General features: G+C 51.7%; 23 protein-coding genes and 1 pseudogene. 8 read left to right on the top strand and 16 right to left on the bottom strand.

What is annotated here, in order from left to right; genetic code table 11:
- Positions 1-28 precede the first annotated feature (28 nt).
- From pepF to AC6RNO_RS12380, 4 genes and pseudogenes are all read right to left on the bottom strand, one after another.
- Positions 29-1,819, bottom strand: a complete 1,791-nt coding sequence (gene pepF, locus AC6RNO_RS12395) for an oligoendopeptidase F (RefSeq protein WP_497105609.1) — start codon at positions 1,817-1,819, stop codon at positions 29-31.
- 251 nt (positions 1,820-2,070) lie between these two features.
- A complete protein-coding gene (locus tag AC6RNO_RS12390) occupies positions 2,071-2,253 on the bottom strand; it encodes a hypothetical protein (protein ID WP_474679460.1) in 183 nt (60 codons plus the stop codon).
- Between the two features lie 452 nt (positions 2,254-2,705).
- Positions 2,706-3,344, bottom strand: a pseudogene (locus tag AC6RNO_RS12385) (TerC family protein); the annotation flags it as partial.
- A 324-nt stretch (positions 3,345-3,668) separates the two neighbouring features.
- Complete coding sequence (locus AC6RNO_RS12380; protein ID WP_474679459.1) at positions 3,669-3,902, bottom strand: hypothetical protein; 234 nt, start codon at positions 3,900-3,902, stop codon at positions 3,669-3,671.
- Between the two features lie 177 nt (positions 3,903-4,079).
- Here AC6RNO_RS12380 and AC6RNO_RS12375 point away from each other — a divergent pair, with 177 nt between their 5' ends.
- From AC6RNO_RS12375 to AC6RNO_RS12365, 3 genes are all read left to right on the top strand, one after another.
- Entirely contained in the window at positions 4,080-4,796 is a 717-nt protein-coding gene (locus AC6RNO_RS12375; protein ID WP_497105608.1) for a methyltransferase domain-containing protein, read from the top strand.
- Positions 4,797-4,924: 128 nt separating this feature from the next.
- On the top strand, positions 4,925-5,122 hold the full coding sequence (locus AC6RNO_RS12370; protein WP_188174947.1) for a cold shock domain-containing protein: 198 nt from the start codon (positions 4,925-4,927) through the stop codon (positions 5,120-5,122).
- 312 nt (positions 5,123-5,434) lie between these two features.
- Positions 5,435-7,375 (top strand): heparinase II/III domain-containing protein, encoded by a 1,941-nt coding sequence (locus AC6RNO_RS12365; protein ID WP_497105607.1) that lies wholly within the window; start codon positions 5,435-5,437, stop codon positions 7,373-7,375.
- 749 nt (positions 7,376-8,124) lie between these two features.
- Here the strand turns inward: AC6RNO_RS12365 and AC6RNO_RS12360 are convergent.
- The 6 genes from AC6RNO_RS12360 to AC6RNO_RS12335 all read right to left on the bottom strand — a co-directional run bounded on the left by AC6RNO_RS12360 (position 8,125) and on the right by AC6RNO_RS12335 (position 14,590).
- Complete coding sequence (locus AC6RNO_RS12360) at positions 8,125-8,772, bottom strand: nitroreductase family protein (protein WP_497105606.1); 648 nt, start codon at positions 8,770-8,772, stop codon at positions 8,125-8,127.
- A 67-nt stretch (positions 8,773-8,839) separates the two neighbouring features.
- Positions 8,840-9,931 (bottom strand): efflux RND transporter periplasmic adaptor subunit, encoded by a 1,092-nt coding sequence (locus AC6RNO_RS12355; RefSeq protein WP_474679455.1) that lies wholly within the window; start codon positions 9,929-9,931, stop codon positions 8,840-8,842.
- A gap of 21 nt (positions 9,932-9,952) precedes the next feature.
- Positions 9,953-11,308: an FtsX-like permease family protein gene (locus AC6RNO_RS12350; RefSeq protein WP_497105605.1), complete on the bottom strand. Its 1,356-nt coding sequence runs from the start codon at positions 11,306-11,308 to the stop codon at positions 9,953-9,955.
- On the bottom strand, positions 11,305-11,994 hold the full coding sequence (locus AC6RNO_RS12345; protein WP_474679453.1) for an ABC transporter ATP-binding protein: 690 nt from the start codon (positions 11,992-11,994) through the stop codon (positions 11,305-11,307). Before AC6RNO_RS12345 ends, AC6RNO_RS12350 begins: the two co-directional genes overlap by 4 nt.
- Positions 11,995-12,044: 50 nt before the next feature.
- Positions 12,045-13,235 carry an MFS transporter gene (locus AC6RNO_RS12340; RefSeq protein ID WP_497105604.1) on the bottom strand — a complete coding sequence of 397 codons (1,191 nt, stop codon included), beginning with the start codon at positions 13,233-13,235 and terminating at the stop codon, positions 12,045-12,047.
- Positions 13,232-14,590 (bottom strand): multi antimicrobial extrusion protein MatE, encoded by a 1,359-nt coding sequence (locus AC6RNO_RS12335; RefSeq protein WP_497105603.1) that lies wholly within the window; start codon positions 14,588-14,590, stop codon positions 13,232-13,234. The genes AC6RNO_RS12340 and AC6RNO_RS12335 overlap by 4 nt, the downstream gene beginning before the upstream one ends.
- Positions 14,591-14,769: 179 nt before the next feature.
- On the opposite strand from AC6RNO_RS12335, the gene AC6RNO_RS12330 reads away from it, so the two are divergent.
- The 5 genes from AC6RNO_RS12330 (at position 14,770) to serS (ending at position 19,548) form a co-directional block, all read left to right on the top strand.
- Positions 14,770-15,084, top strand: a complete 315-nt coding sequence (locus AC6RNO_RS12330; protein WP_474679450.1) for a hypothetical protein — start codon at positions 14,770-14,772, stop codon at positions 15,082-15,084.
- 177 nt (positions 15,085-15,261) lie between these two features.
- On the top strand, positions 15,262-15,894 hold the full coding sequence (locus tag AC6RNO_RS12325; RefSeq protein WP_474679449.1) for a hypothetical protein: 633 nt from the start codon (positions 15,262-15,264) through the stop codon (positions 15,892-15,894).
- A gap of 31 nt (positions 15,895-15,925) precedes the next feature.
- Complete coding sequence (locus tag AC6RNO_RS12320; protein WP_474679843.1) at positions 15,926-16,951, top strand: tetraprenyl-beta-curcumene synthase family protein; 1,026 nt, start codon at positions 15,926-15,928, stop codon at positions 16,949-16,951.
- A gap of 29 nt (positions 16,952-16,980) precedes the next feature.
- Positions 16,981-17,949, top strand: coding sequence for a 6-phosphofructokinase (gene pfkA, locus AC6RNO_RS12315; protein WP_474679448.1), 969 nt, complete (start codon positions 16,981-16,983; stop codon positions 17,947-17,949).
- Positions 17,950-18,252: 303 nt separating this feature from the next.
- The gene (gene serS, locus AC6RNO_RS12310; RefSeq protein WP_497105602.1) at positions 18,253-19,548 is read left to right on the top strand and encodes a serine--tRNA ligase; all 1,296 of its coding nucleotides are present in this window, start codon (positions 18,253-18,255) and stop codon (positions 19,546-19,548) included.
- Positions 19,549-19,607: 59 nt separating this feature from the next.
- Here serS and AC6RNO_RS12305 read toward each other — a convergent pair whose 3' ends face one another.
- The 6 genes from AC6RNO_RS12305 to AC6RNO_RS12280 all read right to left on the bottom strand — a co-directional run bounded on the left by AC6RNO_RS12305 (position 19,608) and on the right by AC6RNO_RS12280 (position 23,862).
- Positions 19,608-20,783 carry a putative glycoside hydrolase gene (locus tag AC6RNO_RS12305; RefSeq protein WP_488434834.1) on the bottom strand — a complete coding sequence of 392 codons (1,176 nt, stop codon included), beginning with the start codon at positions 20,781-20,783 and terminating at the stop codon, positions 19,608-19,610.
- Positions 20,784-20,931: 148 nt separating this feature from the next.
- Positions 20,932-21,171: a twin-arginine translocase TatA/TatE family subunit gene (locus tag AC6RNO_RS12300; protein WP_497105601.1), complete on the bottom strand. Its 240-nt coding sequence runs from the start codon at positions 21,169-21,171 to the stop codon at positions 20,932-20,934.
- 128 nt (positions 21,172-21,299) lie between these two features.
- Positions 21,300-21,473 (bottom strand): hypothetical protein, encoded by a 174-nt coding sequence (locus tag AC6RNO_RS12295; RefSeq protein WP_497105600.1) that lies wholly within the window; start codon positions 21,471-21,473, stop codon positions 21,300-21,302.
- 163 nt (positions 21,474-21,636) lie between these two features.
- Entirely contained in the window at positions 21,637-22,488 is an 852-nt protein-coding gene (locus AC6RNO_RS12290; RefSeq protein ID WP_497105599.1) for a YitT family protein, read from the bottom strand.
- A 68-nt stretch (positions 22,489-22,556) separates the two neighbouring features.
- The gene (locus tag AC6RNO_RS12285) at positions 22,557-23,279 is read right to left on the bottom strand and encodes a DUF4247 domain-containing protein (protein WP_488434832.1); all 723 of its coding nucleotides are present in this window, start codon (positions 23,277-23,279) and stop codon (positions 22,557-22,559) included.
- 46 nt (positions 23,280-23,325) lie between these two features.
- Positions 23,326-23,862, bottom strand: coding sequence for a DUF4178 domain-containing protein (locus AC6RNO_RS12280; protein ID WP_474679441.1), 537 nt, complete (start codon positions 23,860-23,862; stop codon positions 23,326-23,328).
- Between the last annotated feature and the right edge of the window lie 34 nt (positions 23,863-23,896).

The raw sequence follows: 23,896 nt of genomic DNA, 5'->3' as shown, positions 1-23,896 counted from the left end.
AAGCTGCTGCCTTCAACCTTTTTAATTATTATTTGGTCAGTTCTTCCATTTGATCGAGGAGGGAGCTGAATACGCTCATAGCCTGCTTGATCGGCTCCGGAGTCGACATATCGACGCCCGCGCGCTTCAAAATATTCAAGGAGTAGTCGCTGCCTCCGCTTTTCAGGAAACCGAGGTAGCGATCTACGGCAGGCTGCCCTTCATCCAAAATTTGCTTGGCAAAGCTCGTCGCCGCAGAAAAGCCCGTCGCGTATTTGTATACGTAGAAGCTGTTATAGAAATGCGGGATGCGGGCCCATTCCATCTCGATGTCCTGATCGACGACCATGTCGCTGCCGTGATACAGCTTGTTGAGGCCGTAATAAATTTCGCTGAATTCCTGCGGAGTGAGCGATTCGCCTTGCTCCGCCTTATCGTGTGTAATCATTTCGAATTCGGCAAACATCGTCTGACGGAACACGGTCGTCCGGAACTGATCGGCATAATAGGTGAGCAGGTACAGCTTTTCCTTCGGATCGGTTACTTTTTTCAGCAAATAGTCCATCAGCAGCGCTTCGTTCAGCGTAGATGCGACTTCCGCGAGGAAAATCGTGTACTGCGCATAACGGTAAGCCTGGTTCTCATCCGACAGATACGAATGAATCGCGTGCCCCATCTCATGCGTCAATGTGAACATGCTGTTCAGGTTATCCTTATGATTCAGCAAAACGTAAGGATGCGTGCCGAATGCGCCCCAACTGTAAGCGCCGTTGCGTTTATTTTTGTTCTCGTACACGTCGATCCAATGGTTGTCGAAGCCGTCCTGCAGGATGCGCAAATAATTGTCGCCGAGCGGAGCCAGGCTTTTCATGATTTCTTCCTTCGCCTGCTGGTACGTGATGTCCATCTTGAACTCTTCGACCAGAGGGGCGAACAAGTCGTACATGTGCAGCTCATCGACTTTCAGCAGCTTTTTGCGCAGTTTCAGGTAACGGTGCAGCTGCGGCAGGGAGTCGTGGATCGTGCTGATCAGGTTCGTGTAAACTTCCTTCTTGATGTTGTCGCCAAACAAGGACGATTCCAGTACGGAAGGGTATTTGCGGGCTTTTGCGTAAAAAATGTTTTTATTGATGTTCGCGCTGAGCGTCGCGGCAATCGTGTTCTTTTGGCTGCGGTAGGTCGAGTATACGGCCTCAAAAGCGTTTTTTCGCACGTCGCGGTTGCGATTTTCCAGGAATTGGATGTAACTGCCGTGGGTCAGTTCGACTTCCTGGCCGTTTTCGTTTTTGATTTTCGGGAATTTCATATCCGCATTGTTCAGCATGCCAAAAATCGTGCTCGGCGCGCCGGCCATATTGCCCGCTTGGGCAAGCAGAGCTTCCTGCTCTTTGGAAAGCGTGTGCGGCTTTTGACGGATCATTTCATCGAGCGTGTCTTTGTAAAAAGCGAGGGCCGGATCATTGACCAGCTTTTTCAACTGATCTTCGCTTAAGCTTAAAATCTCCGGCGAAATGAACGAAAGCGCTTCTCCCACTTCGACGCTGATTTTTTTCGCTTTATCGGATAAAGCCTGATAGGTAGGCTCTGCCGTATCTTCATGATGCTTCATGTTGGCGTATACGTACAGCCTTTCCGTCATTAAAGAAACTTCGTCTTCCAGCTCAAAGCATTGCTTCACAGCCGACGAATCGTTTAATTTGCCTTGGAAGGCGCTGATTTTGCCAAGAGAATCCTTCACTTTTTGAAATTCCTGATCCCAGGCCTGCTGATTAGGGAATAAATCCTCCAAATTCCATCGGTGCTCGGCCGGCACATCTTTACGTTCCAGTACTTGATTCATCGGAGCCCTCCTGTCCTTATGTAAAAAATGGGGTAAATCCAGAGCATAAGCGGGTGAATCGGCTGCAGGCACGGCGCCCAAAAGGAGCCCCACGGCCGCAGTCACACAAATCCAGCGCATAGCGGTCACGCTCCCGGGATAGTTCCACCTTCAGGATTGCCTTACGCAAATTCCCATAAGATGGTTTTCACCTAGTATGACCGTTAGCCTATGTAAATATGATTATAAGAAAAAGCTGGAAAGATGTAAATTTACATGCCGACGCCAAAAAAACTTAGCATGATGAGCACGAACGATGCGGACACCATGACGATCGCAAGCAGCGCCAGGGCTCTTTTCATCCGGGCCGGCAGCGTATCTTTTGTCATAATCAATATAATCGCCAGGCAGAAGGAAACGATCACAAAAGTGAGGATCGAGCCTGATTCGGTCATAAGGAATCATCCTTGTCTGTAATTGGAATGTAATAAGGATATCTTTTCCTTAAAGTATGTTCGCTGTCCGCAGGCAAATTCCTTTTTCAGCCCGGTGATATGAGCAGCACGGAGCAATACGTCAAGCCCATGGGGGCGGCGGAGGCTTGCTCAAGACGCAGCGGATTCCATTAAAGGCCGCTTCTCGCCGGATAGCCTCAGCCGTTTTGAGAGAAGCAAAAGGTTGACAGCGGGACCGAGGGGGCTGTTATGTTCTAGCCTGCATGCGGCATGCCGTCGTCGGGTTCTTGGACGGAGCCGGTTTTGACGAGCACCAGCTTGCCGCGGGCGTCCATCTTTACCGTGAACCGGTCTTCCGGCTCGATCTGGGCTTGTTCGCTCAATTCCTTCGGCAGCTTGAGCTGTCCGCGGTCTCCCACTTCAACGAGATAGCCAGCCACCTTGGACCATTTCCCGGCGGCAAGCACCGCAGCGATCAGAAGTGCGATGAGCAGCCATTTGCTGAGCGGATTCGCTGCAAAATACGGGGCGAGGAACGATTCGCCGGTAATCATTTTGCCGGCGGTCAAGGCGAGCACGCCGGAACCGATGTATATGATGGACGGATATTTTTCAACCCAGGTGATGAACAATGTGCTGCCCCAGACGACGATCGGGACGCTGACCAAGAGTCCGATAACGACAAGGGCGAAGCTGCCGTGAGCGGCTCCGGCGACGGCGATGACATTGTCCAGCCCCATGACGGCGTCCGCTATAATGATCGTGCGAATGGCCGCCCATATGCTATCTTTGGCTTTGATGTCTTCATGATTTTTTTTGTCGGCAAGCAGCTTGTAGGCGATCCACAGCAACACGATTCCTCCGGCCAGCAGCAGGCCGGGAATTTTCAACAGGCTTACGACGGCGAGGGTTGCCAGAGCGCGAATGGCGACTGCGCCGACGGTTCCCCAAATAATCACTTTTTTCTGCGTTTCTTTCTTCAGATTGCGGGCGACCATACCGATGACGATGGCGTTGTCCCCCGCGAGCACCAAGTCAATGAGGACGATGCTGATTAATGAGGTCAAAAATCCGACTGACAACCAATCCATACGAAACACTCCTTTGAAAGTTTTGAGAATAACTCGTCTGCCGACGCTTTCTCTGATGAAAATAAATAGAGCCCAGCACCACGGATCTGGTGAAGGCTCTTCTTCCATCAAAAAAAGACCTTTACCAGATAAATGGCAAAGGTCTTGCTAACAACGTGAACGTTGCCAATAAAGCCGGGGTTTGATGAGAACCCGAATTGACGACTTTACTGTAGCAGCTACTCCCCTTTGGAGTGGAAACTATGAATTTATACGCTCATTATAAAAGGAAGACAAGCCTGAAGTCAAGGCATTTTTTTCCGTAAAAGGAATCGGCCCGGACAGTTACACTTCCTCAAACGCCTTCATGATAGCGTCCCATTCTTCCTCCGTACCGTCAAACCGCTCTTTCGCAAACCGTTCCTTGGCCCAATGCATCATGGCGGGTCTGCCGATAAAGGTATGGCATTCTTCCCCCCATTGATCGGAAATTTCCGTGAGGACGATTTTGGTCCCTTGAACTTCGACATTCATCATGTTCCATTTATCTTTCTTGTATATCGTATGTTTTTTTATCATGACCCTGCTCCCTAATCGTATAAGTTGATGCCATCATACCTTAAGGCGGTTGCGAAATCAAGAATTGCGGCTTGCAAGAGCGCGGAAAGGATGATAAAATCCTTCCAAGCCCTTCCATAGAGGGAGGAGCGGAGCAGTCAGTCGAGATGAGTTGAGCAGAGCAGAGGAGAGATGAATATGCAAGAGCGCAATTATTATGAGCAGACAGGGGTTGCTGTGACCTCGCGCTCGTACGCGGAGTACGAGAAGATGTTCGGCTTGGAAACGGAGCAGTTGCGGGGCAAACGCGTCCTGGATGTGTCCGGAGGGGCTTCGTCTTTTACTGCGGAGTCCGGGGGGCTGGGAATTTTGTCGGAAGCGGCAGATCCCATGTACGCCGAGCCCCTTGAAGCGATCGCAGCTGTCGGAAGAGATGAAGTTCACACGGTTGCGGCCAAAATGGCAAAGCTCATTGACGTTTACAACTGGGACTATTACGGGTCTGTTGACAAGCATAAGGCAATCCGGGAGAAAGCGCTTGAGCTTTTTCTCGCCGACTACGCGGATCCGGCAGCCAGAGCCAAGTATCGCGCGGCAATGCTGCCGCAGCTTCCTTTTGAGGACGGGGCATTCGATCTTGTGCTATGCAGCCATTTTTTATTTTTGTATGAAGCGCAGTTCGATTTCGCGTTTCACCTAGCCGCGGTCAAAGAGCTGGTTCGCGTGTGCAAGCCCGGAGGCGAAGTGCGCATTTATCCGCTGTTGAATTTTCAGACCAAAGAATACGGCAGGATGGAAGAACTCATGGCGGAGCTTGCGCAAGCAGGGTGCGATGTCCGGCGAAAGCCGTCTTACCTTCCCTTTTTACCGAATTCAACGCACCTTTTGTCGATCGTCAAACCTGCGGCCGTATAAGTACAAACTGTAGATAAAACAAACATTTTTGTTGGATCAGACTCGGTTTGCAAGTTGATTTATAAAACCGATGGTGATATAATTATGGTATTCGTCACAGATGGCGATATTTTTAGGAGGTTGTTCACTTGAAAGGTACAGTAAAATGGTTCAACGCAGAAAAAGGCTACGGATTCATTCAAGTTGACGGTGGAGACGACGTATTCGTACATTTCTCCGCTATCCAAGGCGAAGGATTCAAAACTTTAGAAGAAGGCCAAGAAGTTGAGTTCGATATTACTCAAGGAAACCGTGGTCCTCAAGCAGCTAACGTCACCAAATTATAAGATTAATGGGGTATCCCACTTATAAATAGTGTCATAGCACAAACAATAAAGACAGTTCTCGGGTTTTCCCGGGGCTGTCTTTTTTGAGCCGTCAGAGTGTTCTCTGGCGGTTCTTTTCGTTTGCGCCCGTATGGCATAATTAAGCCGAATAACCCATCCTGAAAAATCGGATTGCCGCTCCTGCCTGTTCCATTCATTCCTTTATAATGAAAATCAAGCTATCCGGACAAGTGGATGGCGCATGGATTGTAATATTTTGGATGAACTTGTACTTTGGCCTGACCAATTTTCCGGAAGAGGATGGAGAGCGGCATGAGAAATTTTTATTTGACTTTAGAAGAGCTGCAGGCAGCAGCGGAGTTGTACGGAACCCGATTCCCGCTGCTTGCGGCCGAAACGCTGGAGTATGCGGAAGAAGCTTGCCGCAACCGCTTTAAGGTGCCGTTCACCATGGTGGCGGATCGTTTTGTCGATATGGGCGATCCCGTAGATTGGCTGCACAACCCTACGGCGGATCTTGAGTTCACATGGGAGCTCAATCGCCATTGGTATATGAAAAAGTTGGGGATCGCCTACTTGCTGACCGGCGATGAGCGGTATGTCCGTACATTTATGAGGCATATCCGCTCTTGGCGCAAGCAAAATCCGGTTCCCGCAGGATTAAGCTATGAGGTGGCGACTTATTTTCAGCAGCCTGGGCCGTGGAGGCTTTTGGAGGTGGGGCTTCGCGTGCAGTCCTGGATTTGGGCCGCCAAGCTGATGGAGGGCTGCGAAGCGATGACCCAAGATTTTCGGGACGAGCTGCGACAGGGGCTAAGCGAGCATGCCGCTTATTTAACCCGTTATTGGGGCAGCACGGAGATCAATCATGCGACGATGCATATGCAGGGCTTGTTCATGATCGGAACGTTTTGCCATGAGCATCCGGATGCCCCGTCCTGGCGGCAAATTGCGATGGAGCGGCTTGAGCTATGCATCCTTCATCAATTCGGCAACGACGGGATTCAGAAGGAGCTGACCACGCATTATCATAACGGCAGCATCAGCATGCTGGGCACGCCTTTTTTGCTGGCGCAGCGCACGGGTTACCCGGTAAGTGAATGGTATGCAGAAAAGCTGGGCAAAATGGGGGATTTTACCGAAGCACTCATACGCCCGGATTTGGCTTCTACAGCTGCAGGGGATTCGGACTGGATCGGTTATGCGGCGGAGGAACTTGGGTTTCTGGGCGTACTGCTTGAGGAGGAACGGTTCATCCGGATGGGACGGTGCGGCGAGGAACTGCTTTGGTTGATCGGGGCCGACAAGTTTACGGAGCTTGAGCAAAAGTTCGCCCATTCGGCACCCGGTACGGAATCGAAGGCGTTTCCCGAGACAGGTTACTATGTGATGAAAAACGAGCGGAACTACTTGTTTTTCGACGCGGCTTCCATGGGTGGCGCACACGGTCATGCCGATGTGCTTGCTTTTGAATGGATGTGGAAGCAGTGTCTCTGGTTCGTCGATCCGGGGCGCTATACGTATGAAGAAGGTTATTGGCGGCATTATTTCAAAAGCACGAGGGCTCATAATACGGTGACGGTGGACGGTGAGGACCAAACGCCTTATCTGGCCACGCAGCAATGGGGAAGCCCTGCGGCAGAGCCGATGCTGCATCGTTGGGCGGAGACGGAGCATTATCATTTGATCGATGCTTCGCATAACGGGTACGAGCGTTTGGCGGCGCCGGTTCGCCACCGCAGATGGCTGCTGCTAGGCAAACGATCAGACGTGCTGATCGTCGTCGATTGGCTGGAAGGCGAGGGCGAGCACCGTATCGAGCAGAGGTTCCAGCTTCATCCCGAAGCGCGCCTGCACATCGGGGACGACGCCAACAGCGCCGAAATTACGGACACGCTGTCCAAAGCGCGCCTGCAAATCGGCTGGACTGCAGCGGCCGCCGGCGGCTCGCAGGGAGCCGGTTTTGCTGCTTGCGCCGAGGAGGGGTGGATTTCCGAATGTTACGGTTCCAAAACAAGCTCGACAGTACTTTCCTTCAATGGGACGATGAAGGGAGATTTGGCGATAGCGGCCGTATTCATCCCGGCGGCGGAGGTCGAGGAGGAACGAGCCGTCAAGCTTCAGGCTTGTCAAGTGGATCAAGCGGGCAAAGAAGTGACGGTTCACCTGCTGAACGGAAGTGAATCCATCGTCATCCGGCTTGGGGAAGAAACCGTAGCGTGGCAGAACGGCGTTTTGCAATCAGAGTGTTGAGAAAATCGCAGGACACTCTGTTCGGTTAGCCGGTAGGAGGTCTTTACTTTGAAGTAGGTGCCATAAAATAAGCGGTTCAGATAGACGAAAAACCTGCAAAGTGAGCGAAAGCGCAGGTTTTCGTATGAGCGATCCGTTTGGCGGAAAAGCCTGCGATTGTGCAGGCTGCCCAGAATCCCCAACGGCCACAATCCAGAGCTGGTTGCACAGGTTGCGCGAGGAAAACCTGCAAAAGTACAGTTTTTTTCTCGGCTGTTACGCTGGCCACGAAAAATTCCTGCAATTGTGCAGGCTTTTCGCCGTGGACTGGGGCTTAGGTTCATTTTCATCGAAAATTCCTGCACAATTGCAGGAATTTCTCCAAAATGAACCCTTTTTAAGGAAAAAGCCTGCACTTTTGCAGGCTTTCTCGCTACCAAGTCGCCTTGTGTCCCCCCACATCAGCTGCGCACCGTGCAGGAAAGGCGTTGGCTGGGGAAGAGTGGGTGTGCAGGTTTTCTACGCATGGTCAAGCGGATGTGCTGCCTCAAGTACGTGTTATGTGCTCGAGACCGACCGCCGTCATGCAGCAGCGAGCCGCGTACGGGGAGCTTCACGCACACACGGTGCGAAACAAGGGTCCGCATACCGTGTGGTCGACCGACCGCCGTCAAGCAGCGCCGTACCGCAAACGGGGAGCTTCACTCGCACAATGCGGTGAAGCTCCCTGTTCGCGTTTTTCATGCTGTCGACGCTGAAGCCGGATCGGCTTAGTCGATGATTTGCAAAATCTCGTCGACTTCTTTTCGCGGCATTTTGCCTGGCTGCTCTTTGGGGTAGCCGAGCGAAATGACCATGTTGATTTGGAATTCCTGCGGAATATCCAAATAAGTACGAAGCTGCTCCTGTGCGAGCAGTACCGGCCCGGTCATCGGGCATGTAGCGAGCCCTTTGGCATGAGCGGCCAGCATGAGATTCTGGGCAGCGAGGCAGGAGCTTTTGATGCCTTCCTCAGCCCACACTTCTTCGCCGACCAATGCGATCGGATCGAAAATTTTGTCGCGAAACTTGGACGCGTACGGTGTAGCAAGGCAAATAATAAGAACAGGCGCGTCGGCAAACGCCGTAGCGTAAGGGCCGAAAGATCTGACCAGCATCCGGGCTTCGCGGCTCAGTCCTTTTTGCTCGGCTTCCGCCGCTTTGAGATGCAGTTGGTCCCAAGTGAGCTGCTCAATATGTTTGATCTTTTCTTTATTGCGAATCGCAATGAATTTCCACGTCTGCGAATTCGTATCGCTCGGCGCAAAGCGCGCGCAGTCAATAATTTCCAGGATATCGGAGACAGCGACCTCCTGGTCAGTAAAGTTCCGAATGCTCCGTCTTTCCACAACAATTTTCTTGAAATCATCATAGCTCATAAAAAGTGCAACCGCCTTTGAATTTTATTACTTGGTACTAAGACTATATCTTATTATAAGGCAGCAGCTACTGGAGCACAACCGTGTCGCCTTCGCCAAGCCCTTGCAGAACTTCCGTCTTCTCCGGCGTCTCCATGCCGATCGCGATGTCGCGCCGTTCGATTCCTTGCGCAGTTTGCAGCATGACGTAGTATGTATCTTTTTCCTGCTGGATGGCCAGCGTCGGTACTACGATAGCGCCGAGCTTTTTCTCGGTTTCAATCGTGCCCGATAAGCTGAGCCCGGCGATCAACTGATCGTGAGGCTCCAGCGAAATCGTGACTTCGAACTGCGCCGAACCTGTGCCTTGATCGGTTCCGGATTTGGCGAACTTGGACACTTTTTCCACTTTTCCTTGCAGCTTCGTCTGCTTCAACGCGTCGACTTTCACTTGAACCGGCATGCCGGGTTTAATGCGAAACACATCAAACTCGCCGATCGTGCTCACAAGCTGCAGCTTGGTGATGTCGACGATTTTGCCGATGCGGACGCTTTCCTCGACCGACTGCGGGATTTTGGCCGAATCGTCGAACAGGAAAATACCGTCTTCCGGGGCCATGAATGCCGCCTGCTTCACTTTCTCCAGCTTTTTGTTCAGTTGAAGCTGCGCCGATTCCGTGCTTACCGCGTTAAGCCGGTTTTGTATTTTGAGGCTTTCGGCGTCGGCGTAGCGCTGTCTGGCTTCAGCCTCGCTGACCGTAGAAGCTGCGGAAGCCGGGTCGCCGGAAGCTTTGAAGTTGGCGAGCTCCGACTCCAGCTGCTGTTTTTTGATGCTCGATTGCAGAGAGGAAATTTCGCTCAGGAGCGGCGTCGCGTCAAGCTCGAACATTTGCTCGCCCTTTTTTATCTGCGATCCCTCCGATACGTTCCAGGTTTTAATTTCGCCGGTAAAAGGCGCGTAGATTCGGGTTTCTTTCTGGTAAGAAGATTTCCCTTTTACTTCGATGCTGTTGCTCAAATCTTCTTTAGTCACCTTGAATTGCAGCTGAGTGCCGGCAGCGGCCTGGCCGGCTCCGCCGTTTGGCGCCGATCCGGGATGGCTGGATATGTATAAAAAGCCGCTGATCCCGCAGATCACGACGGCGGCGACGATCAGCGCGCCGATTTTCTTTTTTTTCATTGCGGTCATTCTCCTATTTTCCTATTCTCGTTTAATCGCAGTCAAAGCATCGGTCCGCGACGCTTTAACGGCAGGGTACAACCCGGAAAGAACCCCGGTCAAAATGGCGAAAAACATCCCCACAGGCAAAATCCAAAAATTGATAAACAAAATTTCCGCCTGTTCGGGCGATCCCCCACTCTGGAATTTGATTATGATCAGATTGATCCCCCAGATGACCCAGTACGACAGCACGATGCCGACCGTGCCCCCAAGCATGCCGAGCAGAGACGACTCCACGATGAACATGTTGCGGATCTGTTTTAAGTTTGCTCCGAGCACTTTCATGATGCCGATCTGACGGCGTCGCTGGTGCGTAGACATTGTCATGGCGACAACGATGGAAATGGAGGCTACCAGCAGCACAAATAAGCCGACACCGGTCAAAAGCAGCCGGATGATCGCGAATTGGCCCTTCATGCGGTCTTCCTGGTACAAATTGGATTGGGTTTGCAGGCGCAGCTTCTTGATCAGATCTTCCACTTCTTTGACATTGGAGCTGCTGTCGACTTTTACCTTAACCTTGGAATAGGAGTAAGCGTTGCTCACGGAAGTTTTTCCGGTCATCTGCAAAATTTTGCGGCCCATTTCAGGCGAAACATAGGCCAACTTTTCGCCTAACAGAATGTAATCGGGCAGCCCTTCCGGTTTTTTCAGCACCCCGGCTACGCGCAATGGTATTTCGACGGCAGGTTTGGCGGCCGCTCCCGTATTGCCCTGGCTGTCGTTTTGGAAATTCGTATTTTTGATGACGATTTGCTTTTGATAAAGCGGGTACGGAATAGTCTCCATTTTTCTTATTGTATCGAACGTTTCCTGCGAAGGATTTTGCTGCAAAAGCTTAGCGCGGGCTTTTTGCGCTTTTTCATCCAAAACGCCAAGCGTGGCGCTGTAGCCCAGGATGATGCCGTTATCGCGGTCGGACACGCCGCCCTGTTGAAACTTGGCGTCAAAATCTTGCAGCGTATCGAGCTCCGTAGCGACGATTGTCAGATTCCAGCCCTGCTTGCCGTCATCGACCGTAAATTGAAACTGCTGCAAGTCCTGAAAGCTTGCCACCGATTTTACATGCGGAAACGTGCGGATCAGATCGAGCTTCGCTTTCGTAATTTTGGCCGGGCTGTTCGGATCGTCGGACTGGTCGGTAACCGTAATTTCGTCCGTTTTCAAATAATAGCTCATCTGTTTCTGGCTGTAATGCTGGATCGACTCGCCGAAAGCGAGGGCGACCATAATGGACGCGGACCCGATCGCGATGCCGACCGCGCACAGGGCGGTAACTACCTTGCGCCGCTGCAACTGATCCCAGCCGAGACGAACATAATCTTTCATTTTCATCCGTCCGCACCGTCCTGACCGTCCTCAATCATATACCCGTCGCGGAGCTGCAAAATGCGCTGCGTCCGGCTGGCGACCTCGTGCTCGTGCGTGACGATGACGAAAGTGATGCCCGAATCCCGGTTTAAGCGGATCAGCAGATCGATGATTTCCGTCTCCGTCTTCGTATCCAGATTGCCGGTAGGCTCGTCCGCAAATACGATCGCCGGACTCGTAATAAGCGACCGGGCGATACTGACGCGCTGCTGCTGGCCGCCGGACAACTGCGAAGGGAACAGCTCGGATTTGTCGCCGATGCCGACGTGATGCAGCAGTTCCATCGCTCTTTCTTTTCTGGCCTTGGGCGCGAAGCTTTGAAAGACAAGCGGAAGCTCGACATTTTCTCTCACGGTTAAATGCGGAATTAATTCATAAGATTGGAAAATAAAACCGATATGAGTTCTGCGGAATTCCGCCAAGCGGTTTTCGTTCATTCGCTCAATCGCTTGTCCGGCTATGAGAATGCTTCCTTTGGTCGGTTTCATCAGCCCTGCCATGAGATTCAGCAGCGTCGATTTGCCCGAGCCCGAACTGCCGAGAAGCGCGACCATTTCCCCTTTTTGCACCCGAAAGTTAAGCTCGTGAAGAACCGCCGTTTCCTCCATACCGGTCCGAAAGCTGTGAGACAACCGTTCAACGGCTAACACTTGATCAACCTCCTACGTGATTGGATGCCGGACGAATCCGGCCCCGGTACTTACTGCGAAGCCATGTTACCGTCAGAGGGGATGTTGTCGTTTTGCAGCAAATGCGTGCCCAGAAATCCGATTCCCGCCAAAAACGACATGCACGCTCCCGCGATATAAAGGGTGCTTCCGCCCCATTGCCCGAATATCCAGCCGCCGAACGTTCCGCTGATGATCCCTGCGACACTCGACCATGTAGTTGCAAAGATCGCCTGGCCGGAAGCGCGGTATTCGTCTGGGATTATTTGCTGCAAGTAGCGGATGGCCGTAAACAGAAAAATGCCGAATGTCAGGCTGTGAAGCACCTGTATGCCGATAATCCATGTCGGATTGTGCACAAAGCCCATCATCAGGAAGCGAATCGTATACACGATGCCCGCGAAAGCGAGCAGTGGCAGTTCCTTGAACCTGTGCCCGTGCTTGCTGAGAAAGAAGAAAACGGGAATTTCGCTCAGCGCCGACGCCGTCCATGCATAGCCGATAATCGAATCGGAAGCTCCGAGCTGCCGCATATACAGCGCCAAAAATCCGTCGTTAAAGCGATGCGCGACCGACATCACGACAATGAGCGTCAGGAACCAGACGAATCTCCGCGAACGGATGATGCGGACCATCCCGCCGAACTCCATCTTTTTGCCGTTTCTCCGGACATCTTTGAGCAGGATGGCAAGTACGAGAGAAGCGATGATCGTCATTACGCAGAGCGCAGGCATCAGGCCCGAACCGTAAGTTTTCAGCAGCAAGCCGAAAAAGCACGCGGCAAAAGCGAACCCGATGGACCCCCAAATCCGAAACGAAGCATAGCTTGCCCCGTTCGTTTGAACGTGAAGCATCAACTGGCTGTCGTTGAGGGAGTTCACAGGCTGCTGGAAAAAGAAAAACAAGGCCAGGCATACGTACAACAGCGCGAACCATTCCGAAGTGAAGACGAATACGGAGGCGAGAAGTTGTCCGACGATCAGAATGATCATGATTTTCTTGACGGTCTGATACTTGTCGCTCACGAATCCCCACAGCAGGTTGGCTGCGATGCCGATCATCGGGCCGATCGAATAGAGCACGCCGATCTGGATTTTGCTGTAGCCTTTATAATCGAAGTACAGCGGAAAAAACGTGACGACAATCCCCATCGTCATAAAGAAGGAAAACGTGAACAATTTTAACAGTAAATTATTGGACTTCATAGACATAGACGTAATCATAGACGCAAATCACTCGATTTCGTTAAAATATTTTTTTTGCCCAAGGGCGTATCGCCGGGAGCCGTTTTCTTGAGCATGTACAAAACGACCGCAAGCTCCGCCAGCATGCCGACGGACTGTGCCAAAGCGCCGATCACGCCGTTCCACTCCGGAGTGAACAATATCGCCGCGATCAAGGTCAGCACGGTAATGATTGCGTTGGCGGATTGGGAGGCGACCATAACTTTCGTCTGCCCCCTCAGCATAATAATCCCGTTCCCGTAATCCAGCCAGGGAAATACGAGCGTCATGATCATAAAAACGCGCAGCGCGCTAAGGCTTGCCTCCATCAGCTCGGCGTTAACCCCCATGATATGGGTCATAAACCAAGGCCCGAGAGGCGTGTAGCCAAGCACGGCAATTAACGAAGCGGGTATAAAGCTGAGCACGAGCGAAAATTGAAAAACGGTTGCCGGATCTTTCCGGTAAAAGTTCAACACGATTTGATGGATATAAGAAAAAAAGCTCATCACAAGCTGGCACAGACTGCTTGCAATGGCGAACGAGGCGATAGCCAAATGAATATGAGTCGTTTTCCCCAGCATCGCATTGATGGCGGGGCCGATAATGACGGCGATGCACGATGAATACAAGAGCGGTCTATAGAAGCCGAAAATTTGCTTTTTCGTTTCGATTTGATGCTGCGGCGCCTTCTCGGGTATTACTTTTTTCAGGAGGGAGCCGCCTTCCCAGATGCTGACCGCCGCTTCGATCATCATGCCGACGAGGAAAATGATGGCGCCGACCCGGCCGCTGGTCACTTGATCGGTGGCGATAAAATACAGCGACAGCAAGTACATGGCGAGCAGTCTGACCCCCATTCCGATCGTCAGCCATTTGGTCCGCATATTGAAAATGATGATGCCGTGAAACAAGCAGCGCAAGCCGGAGAAAATGCTCACATACATCAAAATCCGGTACACGCTGATGATAGGCCCGAGCAATTCGTTTTCGACCCCGAATAAATAAAGAAACACCCATTCCCCAATAGGTGTGTAGCAAATGAACAATCCGATTATAAGGATGCCGGCAAATACGTACGCGCTCACCGCACTCATGGCGCGGAACGAGACTCTGTCGCGCACCAGGGCAGAGCAGGTCTGTCTGAGCAGTACGACGGGCTTTTCCGTCAAGCCCAGCAGGCTCAAAGGCAGGGCATAACTGGCAATGATAAATTCCGGGTTGGCGGCTCTTGCCAGCGTGCTGTTAATGATGACGTGCGAAAGGGTAACGAGCGTTGCAGAAAGGCCGAGCGGCAAAAAAAAGAAGCTGAGCTGTTTCCATGTGACCGAATTGCTTTGCGACGTAGCTGACATCTTTGATCTCTCCTAACCATATGTTCCCTTTGTAAACGTTATTCTAGTATAGCAGAAAATGAAATCCGGTTGACACACAAATTTGACTGGAAGCCGGGAGCTTGAAGTGTTACAGTTAAAGATAAGAACGTGAACAGCGATATACTGCCAGTTTTTCTGCAAGGAGGGTTTGACCGACGATGGATTGCTTTTTTCGATACGATGAGCGGCTGGGTATTGAAATCCCTGCGCTTGAGAGCGAGTGGGAGACCTATACGCCGGAGGAGCGCTCGCACATATTGCTTCGATGGGAGCAGATTCGAGGTTATATTCCTGACCGGATCCATAAGCTGGAGGCGGTCATTATTGTGAAGCAAAACAAGCTGGATCAGGAAGACGATTTTCCCGCATCCTGCCGGCTGAATTCGGAGATCGCGGAGCTAGCCAGCACGATCAACGATCTGCACCTCTGGTTCAGGGTCAATCAGGATCTGGAAACGAAAGTGCACTTGTAACGGCCAAAATGGCGGCGGACGATCGCCCGGGCGTGCCCATCTGCGGATTTATGTTTACCAAGCTCATGTTTGCCTATTTTGTTTGTGGAATTGGAAATATTTACCAATCATTTCCGCGAAGCAGGATTTGGCAAACTTCCTCTCATACAAGGCTGGTTCTAGGAAGGAGTAGCTTACATGCATAGCAAAAAAGCGGAAGAAGATTGGCTGGACTCGATTGCGAAGCCGTTGCTGGAGCATCTCCCATCTCTTTATCCGACAGAAATGTGGGATGCGGAGCTGGATACGCGTATTGAAGCGTTATTATTGGACAAAATTACCAAAGGACACATAGATAAGGATTCATACGCACCGGCGATCAAAGCCGGCCTTCATCTGCTGAATGAAAGTCTCGACAAATCGCACGATATTGCCCAGGAAATTACGAACGCTACCGGAAGCTACTGGCACGGCTTGATGCACCGTATGGAAGGCGATTACAGCAATGCGAAGTACTGGTTCAACGATGCCGGCCATCATCCTATTTTTACCCAGCTTACGAATTGTGTAAGGAATCATCTGGCTTTGAAAGATTTGGCGGAAATGGAAAATGAGGCGCTGCGAAGCAAGCTGGAAGTGCTCATTACTTCGCCGGTATGGAATCCGTATGTGTTCACCGACGCGGTCGAGCTTCAGGTGGCGCATGTGCAGAACCCGACTGTCGAAGATTGGCTAAGGCACATCCAGCGTTACGAAATGCAGCTGCTGCTGCAGTATGGCTATGAACAAATTTGTGGAGGAAGTTTGCTTGAAGCAATTGGACAGAAATAAGAGGAAAGTTCCGCAAGGGCCGTTCAAACTGATGACCAGGGTGTACAGGTACATCTTGCCCGAGGTGGAAGGCCAGCTCGCGATTTGGCGGCAAGCCGCCGGGCAAATTCCCGATCAGGAACTGCGTACTCAAGCTATGGCCAGCATTGCCGCCAAGCGGTTTCACTGTCAGGGCGGAGCCGTGTACGCTGCAGCCAACCTGCCGATGCGGCATATTTTAATTCCTTTAATTGTCGCTTTCCAGACGATCAGCGATTATTTGGACAATTTGTGCGACCGCAGCACATCGCTCGATCCCCAAGACTTCCGGCAGCTGCACCAGTCGATGCTGGATGCGATTGACCCGTCGGCACCGCTTCACGACTACTATGCTTTCCGCAAGGAGAAAGAAGACGGGGGATACTTGTCCGAACTGGTCAAGACGTGCCAATCGTGCATTTGCCTGCTGCCTTCCTATTCGCTTGCCGCCGATCAAATTCGGCTGCTCGTCGGGCTGTATTGCGATTTGCAGGTGTACAAGCATATTCGCAAAGATCTTCGGGAGTCCGAGCTGCTGGGCTGGTGGGACAAGCACCGGGCCGATTACGGACAATTGGACTGGAATGAATTTGCCGCCGCAACCGGATCTACGCTCGGCGTATTTATGTTTTTTCTGGCTGCCTGCGAGCCTCACTTGAAGCGGGAAGAGGTCGTACATATTCGCGAGGCGTACTTTCCTTATGTGTGCGGGCTGCACATTTTGCTCGATTATTTGATCGATCAGGAAGAGGATCTGGCAGGCGGGGACCTGAACTTCTGCAGCTATTACGCTTCGATGGACGCAACTGTGGAGCGCATTGCGTTCATTGCCCAGGAAGCGAGGGATAAAATTTTGTGCTTGGAACATCCGCGATTTCATCGTATGATAATTGAGGGCTTGCTTGCCCTCTATTTGTCTGATCCGAAGGTTAGGAGCCAGCGGCAAGTGCAACAAATATCCAGGCGTCTTATGAAAAATAGTCCGCTCACTCGGTTATTTTTCTGGCTAAATAGCATGTATATAAGAACGACATCATGAAAGATGGATAATTCGGAGGAGGAAAAGAAATGTCAGCAGTAAAATCGATAGCAGTATTAACAAGCGGAGGCGACTCACAGGGGATGAATGCGGCCGTTCGCGCCGTCGTCAGGAGCGCACTGTTCCACGGGCTCGATGTATATGCCGTCCAGCGCGGGTACAGCGGACTCATCAACGATGACATCCGCAAAATGGATTTGCGCAGTGTCGGCGACATTATCCAGCGCGGAGGAACGATATTGCAAACGGCCCGCTGCAAGGAGTTTTTGACGCTGGAAGGCCAACAGGTCGGCGCCGAAAACTTGCGCAAGCGGGGCATCGACGGTCTGGTGGTCATCGGCGGAGACGGTTCTTATCAAGGAGCGAACAAGCTCAGCAAGCTCGGCATCAAAACGATGGGGCTGCCCGGAACGATTGACAACGACATTCCGTTCACCGATTTCACGATCGGATTCGATACGGCTGTCAGCATCGTTGTTGACGCGATCAACAAGCTGCGCGACACGATGACTTCCCACGAGCGTTCTTCGGTCGTCGAGGTAATGGGCCGTCATTGCGGAGAGATCGCGCTGTATGCGGGTCTTGCCAGCGGAGCGGAGACGATTCTCGTTCCGGAAGTGCCATTCGACATCGATGAAGTGGCGAGCCGGATGAAGGAGAACTTCTCCCACGGCAAGCGACACAGCATCATCCTCGTTGCGGAAGGCGCCGGAACCGGTGAAGGCATCGCCCGGCAAATTACGGACCGCAACGGCATCGAACCGCGCGTGACGGTGCTCGGTCATATTCAACGCGGCGGCACGCCTACGCATAACGACCGCATTTTGGCCAGCCAGCTCGGCGACTTTGCCGTCCGTAAGCTGATGGAAGGCGACTCGTCCAAAGCATGCGGCGTCATCAAGGGCGAACTGGTAGCGACGGACATCGATCTTGTAGTCAATACGAAACGGCAGTTTAATACGGAATTGTACGAGTTGGCTCAACGTTTGTCCCAATAAACGACTGACTAATAAGCAACAGCAAGCTTGAAAATAAGGCAGCGTTCCGCTATAATAATCTAATCATTTTTAAATCGACATTATGTCAATGAAGAGCTTCCAACTCGGAGACGCTCATGACCGGAACGGCAGCCGCATTCATGCCGTTCTCTAAATAAGCCGGTACCGCCCGTTATCGCGGAAACCAAGCGGATGACAGAACGCGATTCTGTTCATCAAGTTGGGTGGCACCGCGAGCAGAACGCTCCTCGTCCCAATCGGAGAGGAGCGTTCTTTGTCTTTTTTAGAAAAGGAGCGGTGTACATGACGGACATGAAATGGATTCGCAAACATCGGGAGGAATTGTCGGCTTCTGCGAAGCGCAGGGGAATGGACTTCCCGATCAAGCCTTTGCTTGCCCTGGATGACGAGCGGAGAGAGCTGCTCGTCCATGTGGAAGAGCTTCGCGCCAGGCGCAACAAGCTGTCGGCCGACATAGCGGGCTTGCTCGCCGGGAAGCAAACCGGGCCGGCTGAGCTCGCCAAGGCGCAGGTCAAGGAGCTGAACATGACTTTAGCCGGTTATGAGGCGAGACTGGGCAGCCTGGAGCAAGAGTTGCGGGAGCGGCTGCTTACGGCGCCGAACGTCATATCCGCAGATACGCCGGATGGGGCATCCGATGCGGATAATACGGTCGTCAAAGTTGTCGGCAGTCTCCCGGCTTTTGATTTTGAACCGAAAGATCATGTCCGGCTTGGTGAGGAACTGGATCTGTTCGATATTCCCCGCGGTGTAAAGACGGCCGGTACGCGCAATTATTATTTGAAGGGGATGGGACTGTATTTGCACAGAGCCGTTCAGCAGCTGGCGCTGGATTATTTGGCGGACCGCGGGTACACGGTTATGGACGTTCCGTTGATGGTTCGCGAGGAGATGCTGGTGGGCACCGGCTTTTTCCCGGCGGGCAAAGATCAGACGTACGAGCTGAAGGATGAAAATAAATGGCTCGCAGGAACTTCGGAAGCTCCGCTCATTTCCTATTTTGCGGGGGAAGTGATCGACTTGTCCGGTGGACCGATTCGCCTGGCAGCAGTTTCCAATTGCTTTCGAAAGGAAGCCGGCTCGGCGGGCAAAGATGTCCGCGGTTTATACCGGGTTCATCAATTCGCCAAAGTGGAGCAGGTGGTGTTCTGCGAACATGATTTGGACGCCGCCGAAGAAATGTTGGCGCAATTGGTCGGGCACGCGGAAGAAATTCTGCGGCTGCTGGAGCTCCCTTACCGCATCGTGGCCGTATGCGCAGGGGATTTGGCGGCAAAAAATTATAAGCAATTCGATATCGAGACGTGGATGCCGAGCCGCCAACATTACGGAGAAACACATTCGGCCTCCAGCTTGCTTGACTATCAGGCAAGACGGAGTGGCATCCGTTACAGGGATCGCGACGGCGCGTTGCAGTACGCCTATACGCTCAACAATACGGCGGTGGCTTCGCCCCGCATTCTGATCCCGCTTATCGAGAATCATCAGCAGGCCGATGGCTCGCTGCATGTGCCCGAGGCGCTTAGGCCTTATATGAGAGGCGTCCGTCGCATCGCGAATCCCGGCAATATGAAATAATGCGCAAAAAACACCCTGAAAGCTTTAGCGAGCCGTTCAGGGTGTTTGATATTGGACGTTTAGTAATTAACGTCAGGCGTGTAGTTGTTATTGGCGTTCCACAGGAGGAATTCATCGACGCCGTTGTCTTTAAGGGCGCGAATCTGTTCTTCCACCTCTTTTTTGCCGTATTTGATATGGCCCGGAACCCATGAAGCGGTAAAATCCTGAATCCATGGCCGGATGATCGGCTTCAGGCCGAGCTTGTCGATAGCTTCCAGCTTCTTGTTCGTATCGATGGAAGCGCCGTTGATGGTGGCGTAAGGCGCCGCGTCCGGAACCTTGCTTCCGAACCAGCCGGTGCTGTAATGGCTTGGATAAATCATCGGGCTGATGACATCGACATTTTGCGAAATTTTCTCGAAATCCTGGCCGATGCCTTCCGCTGCGGGAACGGAAGCCGCATAGCCGAATATGTCTACGGAAACTCTGACGCCTAACGGCTGCAGCTGTTCTTTGGCATACTTGACAAAGGATGCGACAGCTTCGATGCGCTGCCGGTCATCTTTCGTGTACTTGAGAGTATCAGCTCTTTTCTCAAAACCTTCCGGGAAGCGCACGTAATCGAATTGAATTTCTTTAAATCCGGCTTTCACGGCTTCCTTTGCAACGGCAATATTGTAATCCCATACTTCTTTCATGTAAGGATTGACAAAGCTGTCCGGCGGATTTTTGCCGTTGCCCCATAGCGTTCCGTCAGGATTGACGAAAGAAAGCTCCGGTTTTTTCTTGGCCAGCAAGGTGTCTTTGAAGACGACGATGCGTCCGATCGGATAAATGTTATGTTCGTTCAGGGTGCCCATCAGCTTCGGCATATCGGGAATAATCTTTTGCGTTGTGCCCATGGCATCCAGATCGGGATTGCCGGTTTCCCAGGTTATGTAGCCCCAATCATCTTTCAGATCAATGACGAGAGAATTTAGTTCGGTGTCATCCAACAATTTGACGAGCGTATTCAGGCGGCTGCCTCCGGCGCTGTGAGCGGTAGCGTAAATGCCTTTTACTTTCGGCGCGTTTTTTTGCGGATCTTGCTTGTTGACGGGAATTAAGGGATCGGTTCCTTGCTGCGGCGCGGTTTGAACGACAGCGTTCTTGGCATCAAGAGAAGCCTGAACCAGTTGTTCAAAGTCGGCATTCGGGTTTGCGGTTGCTACATTGCCCCAGAGCATCACTAGCGAAGCGAGTAAAATTTCCATGAAGAATAAGTCCTCTCCCATCTATCAATCTAGTTACTATTATAATGCAAGCAAGATTTTCCGCACAGAGGAAATTTGTAGAGCTTTGGAGAAACATGCGCTAAAAAAACAAAAACACCCGGATAGCAGAAAAGCCGGGTGTTTGTCTTTACTTTTGAACTTGTCCCGATTCGGGTTGCGATTGCGAATGCGATACTTCAGCGGGGTTGATCTCTTTGCGAGGCTGCTGCTCTTCTGAAGAGTTGCCGTTATTTCCGCTCGTTGCGTCTTTGAACTCCCGAAACATTTTACCGAAACCGCGACCGAGCTCAGGCAGCTTGTTAGGCCCGAACAGAAGCAGTGCTACAATTGCAATCAATATGACGTGCCATGGAGAAAAAGCACCCATGATAACACCTCCAAATTTCGTCTGATCCTATCATACCACGATCTTGCCGGAAACTATACACTTTATTTATTGCAAAAATCAAATTTTCTTCGAACATCCGCAGCACATTGCGCAAAAAAAGACGCCCCTTAGTGGTAAAAGGCGTCTTTGTGGTGTTCCGTAATGCTGAATTGAATAATTTCCATCACATCTTCCGCGTCGAGCGCCTCTAATCCGTACCGCAGTACGATCTCGGATTCCAGCTCATTGCTGGTGAGAAAGGGGTACAACTCGGGCGTTAATTTCATCACAATCCTGGACAACTTGACAGTCTCCACAAGCATCACCCTTCCAATCAGAAGATTAGAAAATGACTTACGCCTGAATCGTTGTGATCAAACCAGAACTATATGAAATTACAATTCATATTATAGCACGAAAATTGCGTTTGTAGATAGAGGCTGCTTTCACAATGGTTTCAAAAAACTACCCGGGTTTGCGGAATTCTCCAAGAACGCCGACCGTTTCAACGATGTTGACAAAAGCTTTCGGATCGGTTTCCTTGACGATCCGTTTCAGTTCAACCAGCTCGTAGCGCGTCGTGACCGTCATCAGCATGTCGTGCTGCTTATGGGTATAAGCGCCTTCGGTTTTAATCAGTGTAACGCCCCGCGCCAGCAGCAGCAGCCGTTTGAGAAGCTCTTCCTTTCGCATCGTGACGATAAAGGCAGTTACTTTAACGTACCGGATATGTATGGTATCGACGACTTTGCCGCTGATATAAATGGCGAGCATCGAATACAGCGCAAGATCCCAGTCCTGCTTCAAATAACCGAGCACAACGATGACAAGACCGTTCAGGCAGGAGATGACCGCACCGAGAGGAAAATCAAATCTGCGGGTCAAAATAGAGCCGATAATATCGAAGCCGCCGGTGGATCCGCCGGTTCTCAACGTGATGCCGCTGCCGATTCCGATCAGCACGCCTCCGAACACAGCGCCGAGAATCGGCGCTTGCGCCATTGAGCTCGTCGGCACGGCCTGCATCATTAAGGTCGTCATAATGACGGAGATGACGCTGATTGCAATGAATCTTTTGCCGATCGCGAGCAGCCCCCAAATGATAAGCGGCATATTAAACAGCAGGTATAACATCCCGATATTCCAGTGCGTCACATATCCGACCAGCATCGCTACCCCGGATACGCCGCCGCTCAGCAGTTGGTGAGGGATGAGAAACAGGTTAAAGCCCGCGGCGATCAGCAGCGCGCCGAGCAGGATGACGACAGCGTCGAACGCTTTTTTCAAAACAACCACCTCTACGATAGTATGCGGCATCAAGCAAGTATCATTCATTGCGCAAAAAAGCCGCGTCTCAGAATAGAGACGCAGCTTTGGTACATGAATCAACGCCTTTTGAAAGAGCCTGAACGCGTGCTTGTGCTCGGCTTGCTGCCGGAAGGCTTCGTTACCTTGTTTTGAGTCGAGCCGTCGTTCTTGCGCGACGTAGAGCTGCTGCCGCTGTTCTCCCCGCCCGGGTTCACTCCGGACGTGCTTCCCGAAGAACCCGTACCCGTTTTGAAGCTCCCGGTCCGGTCTGACGTCGTCGGCTGCTTCGCTTTCGAATTATCCGTTGTCGGCGGATTCGCAGTCGTGCCGCCTCCCGAGCTGTACGTCGGGGTCCGGGTATACCCGCGGTAATCGTAATCGCGGTGGCTGTTAAACCAGCCGCCGCCCATTACCGACTGCAGCAGCGCCGCCGTCAAAAAGCCCTGAAGAAACGAGGAGTCATAATGCTCCTTGGCGTATTGAACCGAGTCGACTTCAACCAGCGTGTTGTTGCTGTCCTTCGGGTCTTTTTGCACGTTAATCACTTTATCGTTATAGAGCAGGAACATCTGATCTTCGGATTCCTTGCTCTTTTCTTTCGGGGTCTCTTGAGCGGCCAGCTCGGCTGCGACTGCGGGAACGTTCTTGCCTTCCACCGAGTAAACCTTCTGCAGATTGCTTCCCTTACCGTCCGCACTTACAAGAGGATATTGGTCTTTCACGTATTTTCCTGCGTCTCCACAGGCAGTCAGAAGAGATATGATAAGCACAAATGCGACCCATGCCGTCCACTTTTTCATACCGGTATCCCTCCCTTCCGTATAGTTAAACCGCGCCTCGGCAATATCAAGGCGTCGATTTTAAGAACTTGATCTGATTGCCCGGAGTGCGTTCGCCTTCCATGGCGACGAATTTGCCGTCCTGCCACTGCAGGAAGAAAAAGCGGTTGTCAGGTCCGAAATAGCGCCAGAACATGACGTCGTCGCCGCTCCGGAAATCGGTGCTTCCTTCCGTCCGGGACACATCGCCGCGGTAATGTTCAAGCTCAAAGACGGCATCTCCGTCAAGTTCCAGACGGGAAGGCACATCGTTCGGATCGTCGAGCGCGCCCTCGATAAAGCTGCAAATAAAGCAATCGTAAGTGCGGCCTTTTTCCACGATCAGGCATTGAATGTTTTTGCCGCTTTGTAAATAGTATGCGTAGCGGTGAGGCGCAAATCCGCGGTCAAAGTAAACAACTTTTCCAGAAATTACGTACTCTTCGAGATCTACATTAACAATATCGCCGACGCGCGCGTCTTCGAGGGGATTCGCTGACGCGGCAGGCGCCGGTTCTTGTTTTTGGCTTCGTAAAATGTTGCTCACTCGTTTAAATATGGACATAAGAAAACGCTCCTCTTAATCGTATAGGTTCTTA

Source organism: Paenibacillus sp. sgz302190, assembly GCF_059820445.1.
The sequence above is the reverse complement of the archived record's forward strand: the minus strand, read 5'-3'. Positions and strand labels throughout refer to the sequence as shown.

Bases quoted from the DNA above. Each gene is read 5' to 3' on its own strand.
- AC6RNO_RS12300 (WP_497105601.1), bottom strand. From the start codon at position 21,171: ATGGGTGCTTTTTCTCCATGGCACGTCATATTGATTGCAATTGTAGCA.
- AC6RNO_RS12330 (WP_474679450.1), top strand. From the start codon at position 14,770: ATGGATTGCTTTTTTCGATACGATGAGCGGCTGGGTATTGAAATCCCT.
- serS (WP_497105602.1), top strand. From the start codon at position 18,253: ATGACGGACATGAAATGGATTCGCAAACATCGGGAGGAATTGTCGGCT.
- AC6RNO_RS12305 (WP_488434834.1), bottom strand. From the start codon at position 20,783: ATGGAAATTTTACTCGCTTCGCTAGTGATGCTCTGGGGCAATGTAGCA.
- AC6RNO_RS12340 (WP_497105604.1), bottom strand. From the start codon at position 13,235: ATGATTACGTCTATGTCTATGAAGTCCAATAATTTACTGTTAAAATTG.
- AC6RNO_RS12285 (WP_488434832.1), bottom strand. From the start codon at position 23,279: ATGAAAAAGTGGACGGCATGGGTCGCATTTGTGCTTATCATATCTCTT.
- AC6RNO_RS12355 (WP_474679455.1), bottom strand. From the start codon at position 9,931: ATGAAAAAAAAGAAAATCGGCGCGCTGATCGTCGCCGCCGTCGTGATC.
- AC6RNO_RS12365 (WP_497105607.1), top strand. From the start codon at position 5,435: ATGAGAAATTTTTATTTGACTTTAGAAGAGCTGCAGGCAGCAGCGGAG.
- AC6RNO_RS12325 (WP_474679449.1), top strand. From the start codon at position 15,262: ATGCATAGCAAAAAAGCGGAAGAAGATTGGCTGGACTCGATTGCGAAG.
- AC6RNO_RS12290 (WP_497105599.1), bottom strand. From the start codon at position 22,488: ATGCCGCATACTATCGTAGAGGTGGTTGTTTTGAAAAAAGCGTTCGAC.
- AC6RNO_RS12320 (WP_474679843.1), top strand. From the start codon at position 15,926: ATGACCAGGGTGTACAGGTACATCTTGCCCGAGGTGGAAGGCCAGCTC.
- AC6RNO_RS12390 (WP_474679460.1), bottom strand. From the start codon at position 2,253: ATGACCGAATCAGGCTCGATCCTCACTTTTGTGATCGTTTCCTTCTGC.
- AC6RNO_RS12375 (WP_497105608.1), top strand. From the start codon at position 4,080: ATGCAAGAGCGCAATTATTATGAGCAGACAGGGGTTGCTGTGACCTCG.
- AC6RNO_RS12360 (WP_497105606.1), bottom strand. From the start codon at position 8,772: ATGAGCTATGATGATTTCAAGAAAATTGTTGTGGAAAGACGGAGCATT.
- AC6RNO_RS12350 (WP_497105605.1), bottom strand. From the start codon at position 11,308: ATGAAAATGAAAGATTATGTTCGTCTCGGCTGGGATCAGTTGCAGCGG.
- AC6RNO_RS12380 (WP_474679459.1), bottom strand. From the start codon at position 3,902: ATGATAAAAAAACATACGATATACAAGAAAGATAAATGGAACATGATG.
- AC6RNO_RS12280 (WP_474679441.1), bottom strand. From the start codon at position 23,862: ATGTCCATATTTAAACGAGTGAGCAACATTTTACGAAGCCAAAAACAA.
- pfkA (WP_474679448.1), top strand. From the start codon at position 16,981: ATGTCAGCAGTAAAATCGATAGCAGTATTAACAAGCGGAGGCGACTCA.
- AC6RNO_RS12335 (WP_497105603.1), bottom strand. From the start codon at position 14,590: ATGTCAGCTACGTCGCAAAGCAATTCGGTCACATGGAAACAGCTCAGC.
- pepF (WP_497105609.1), bottom strand. From the start codon at position 1,819: ATGAATCAAGTACTGGAACGTAAAGATGTGCCGGCCGAGCACCGATGG.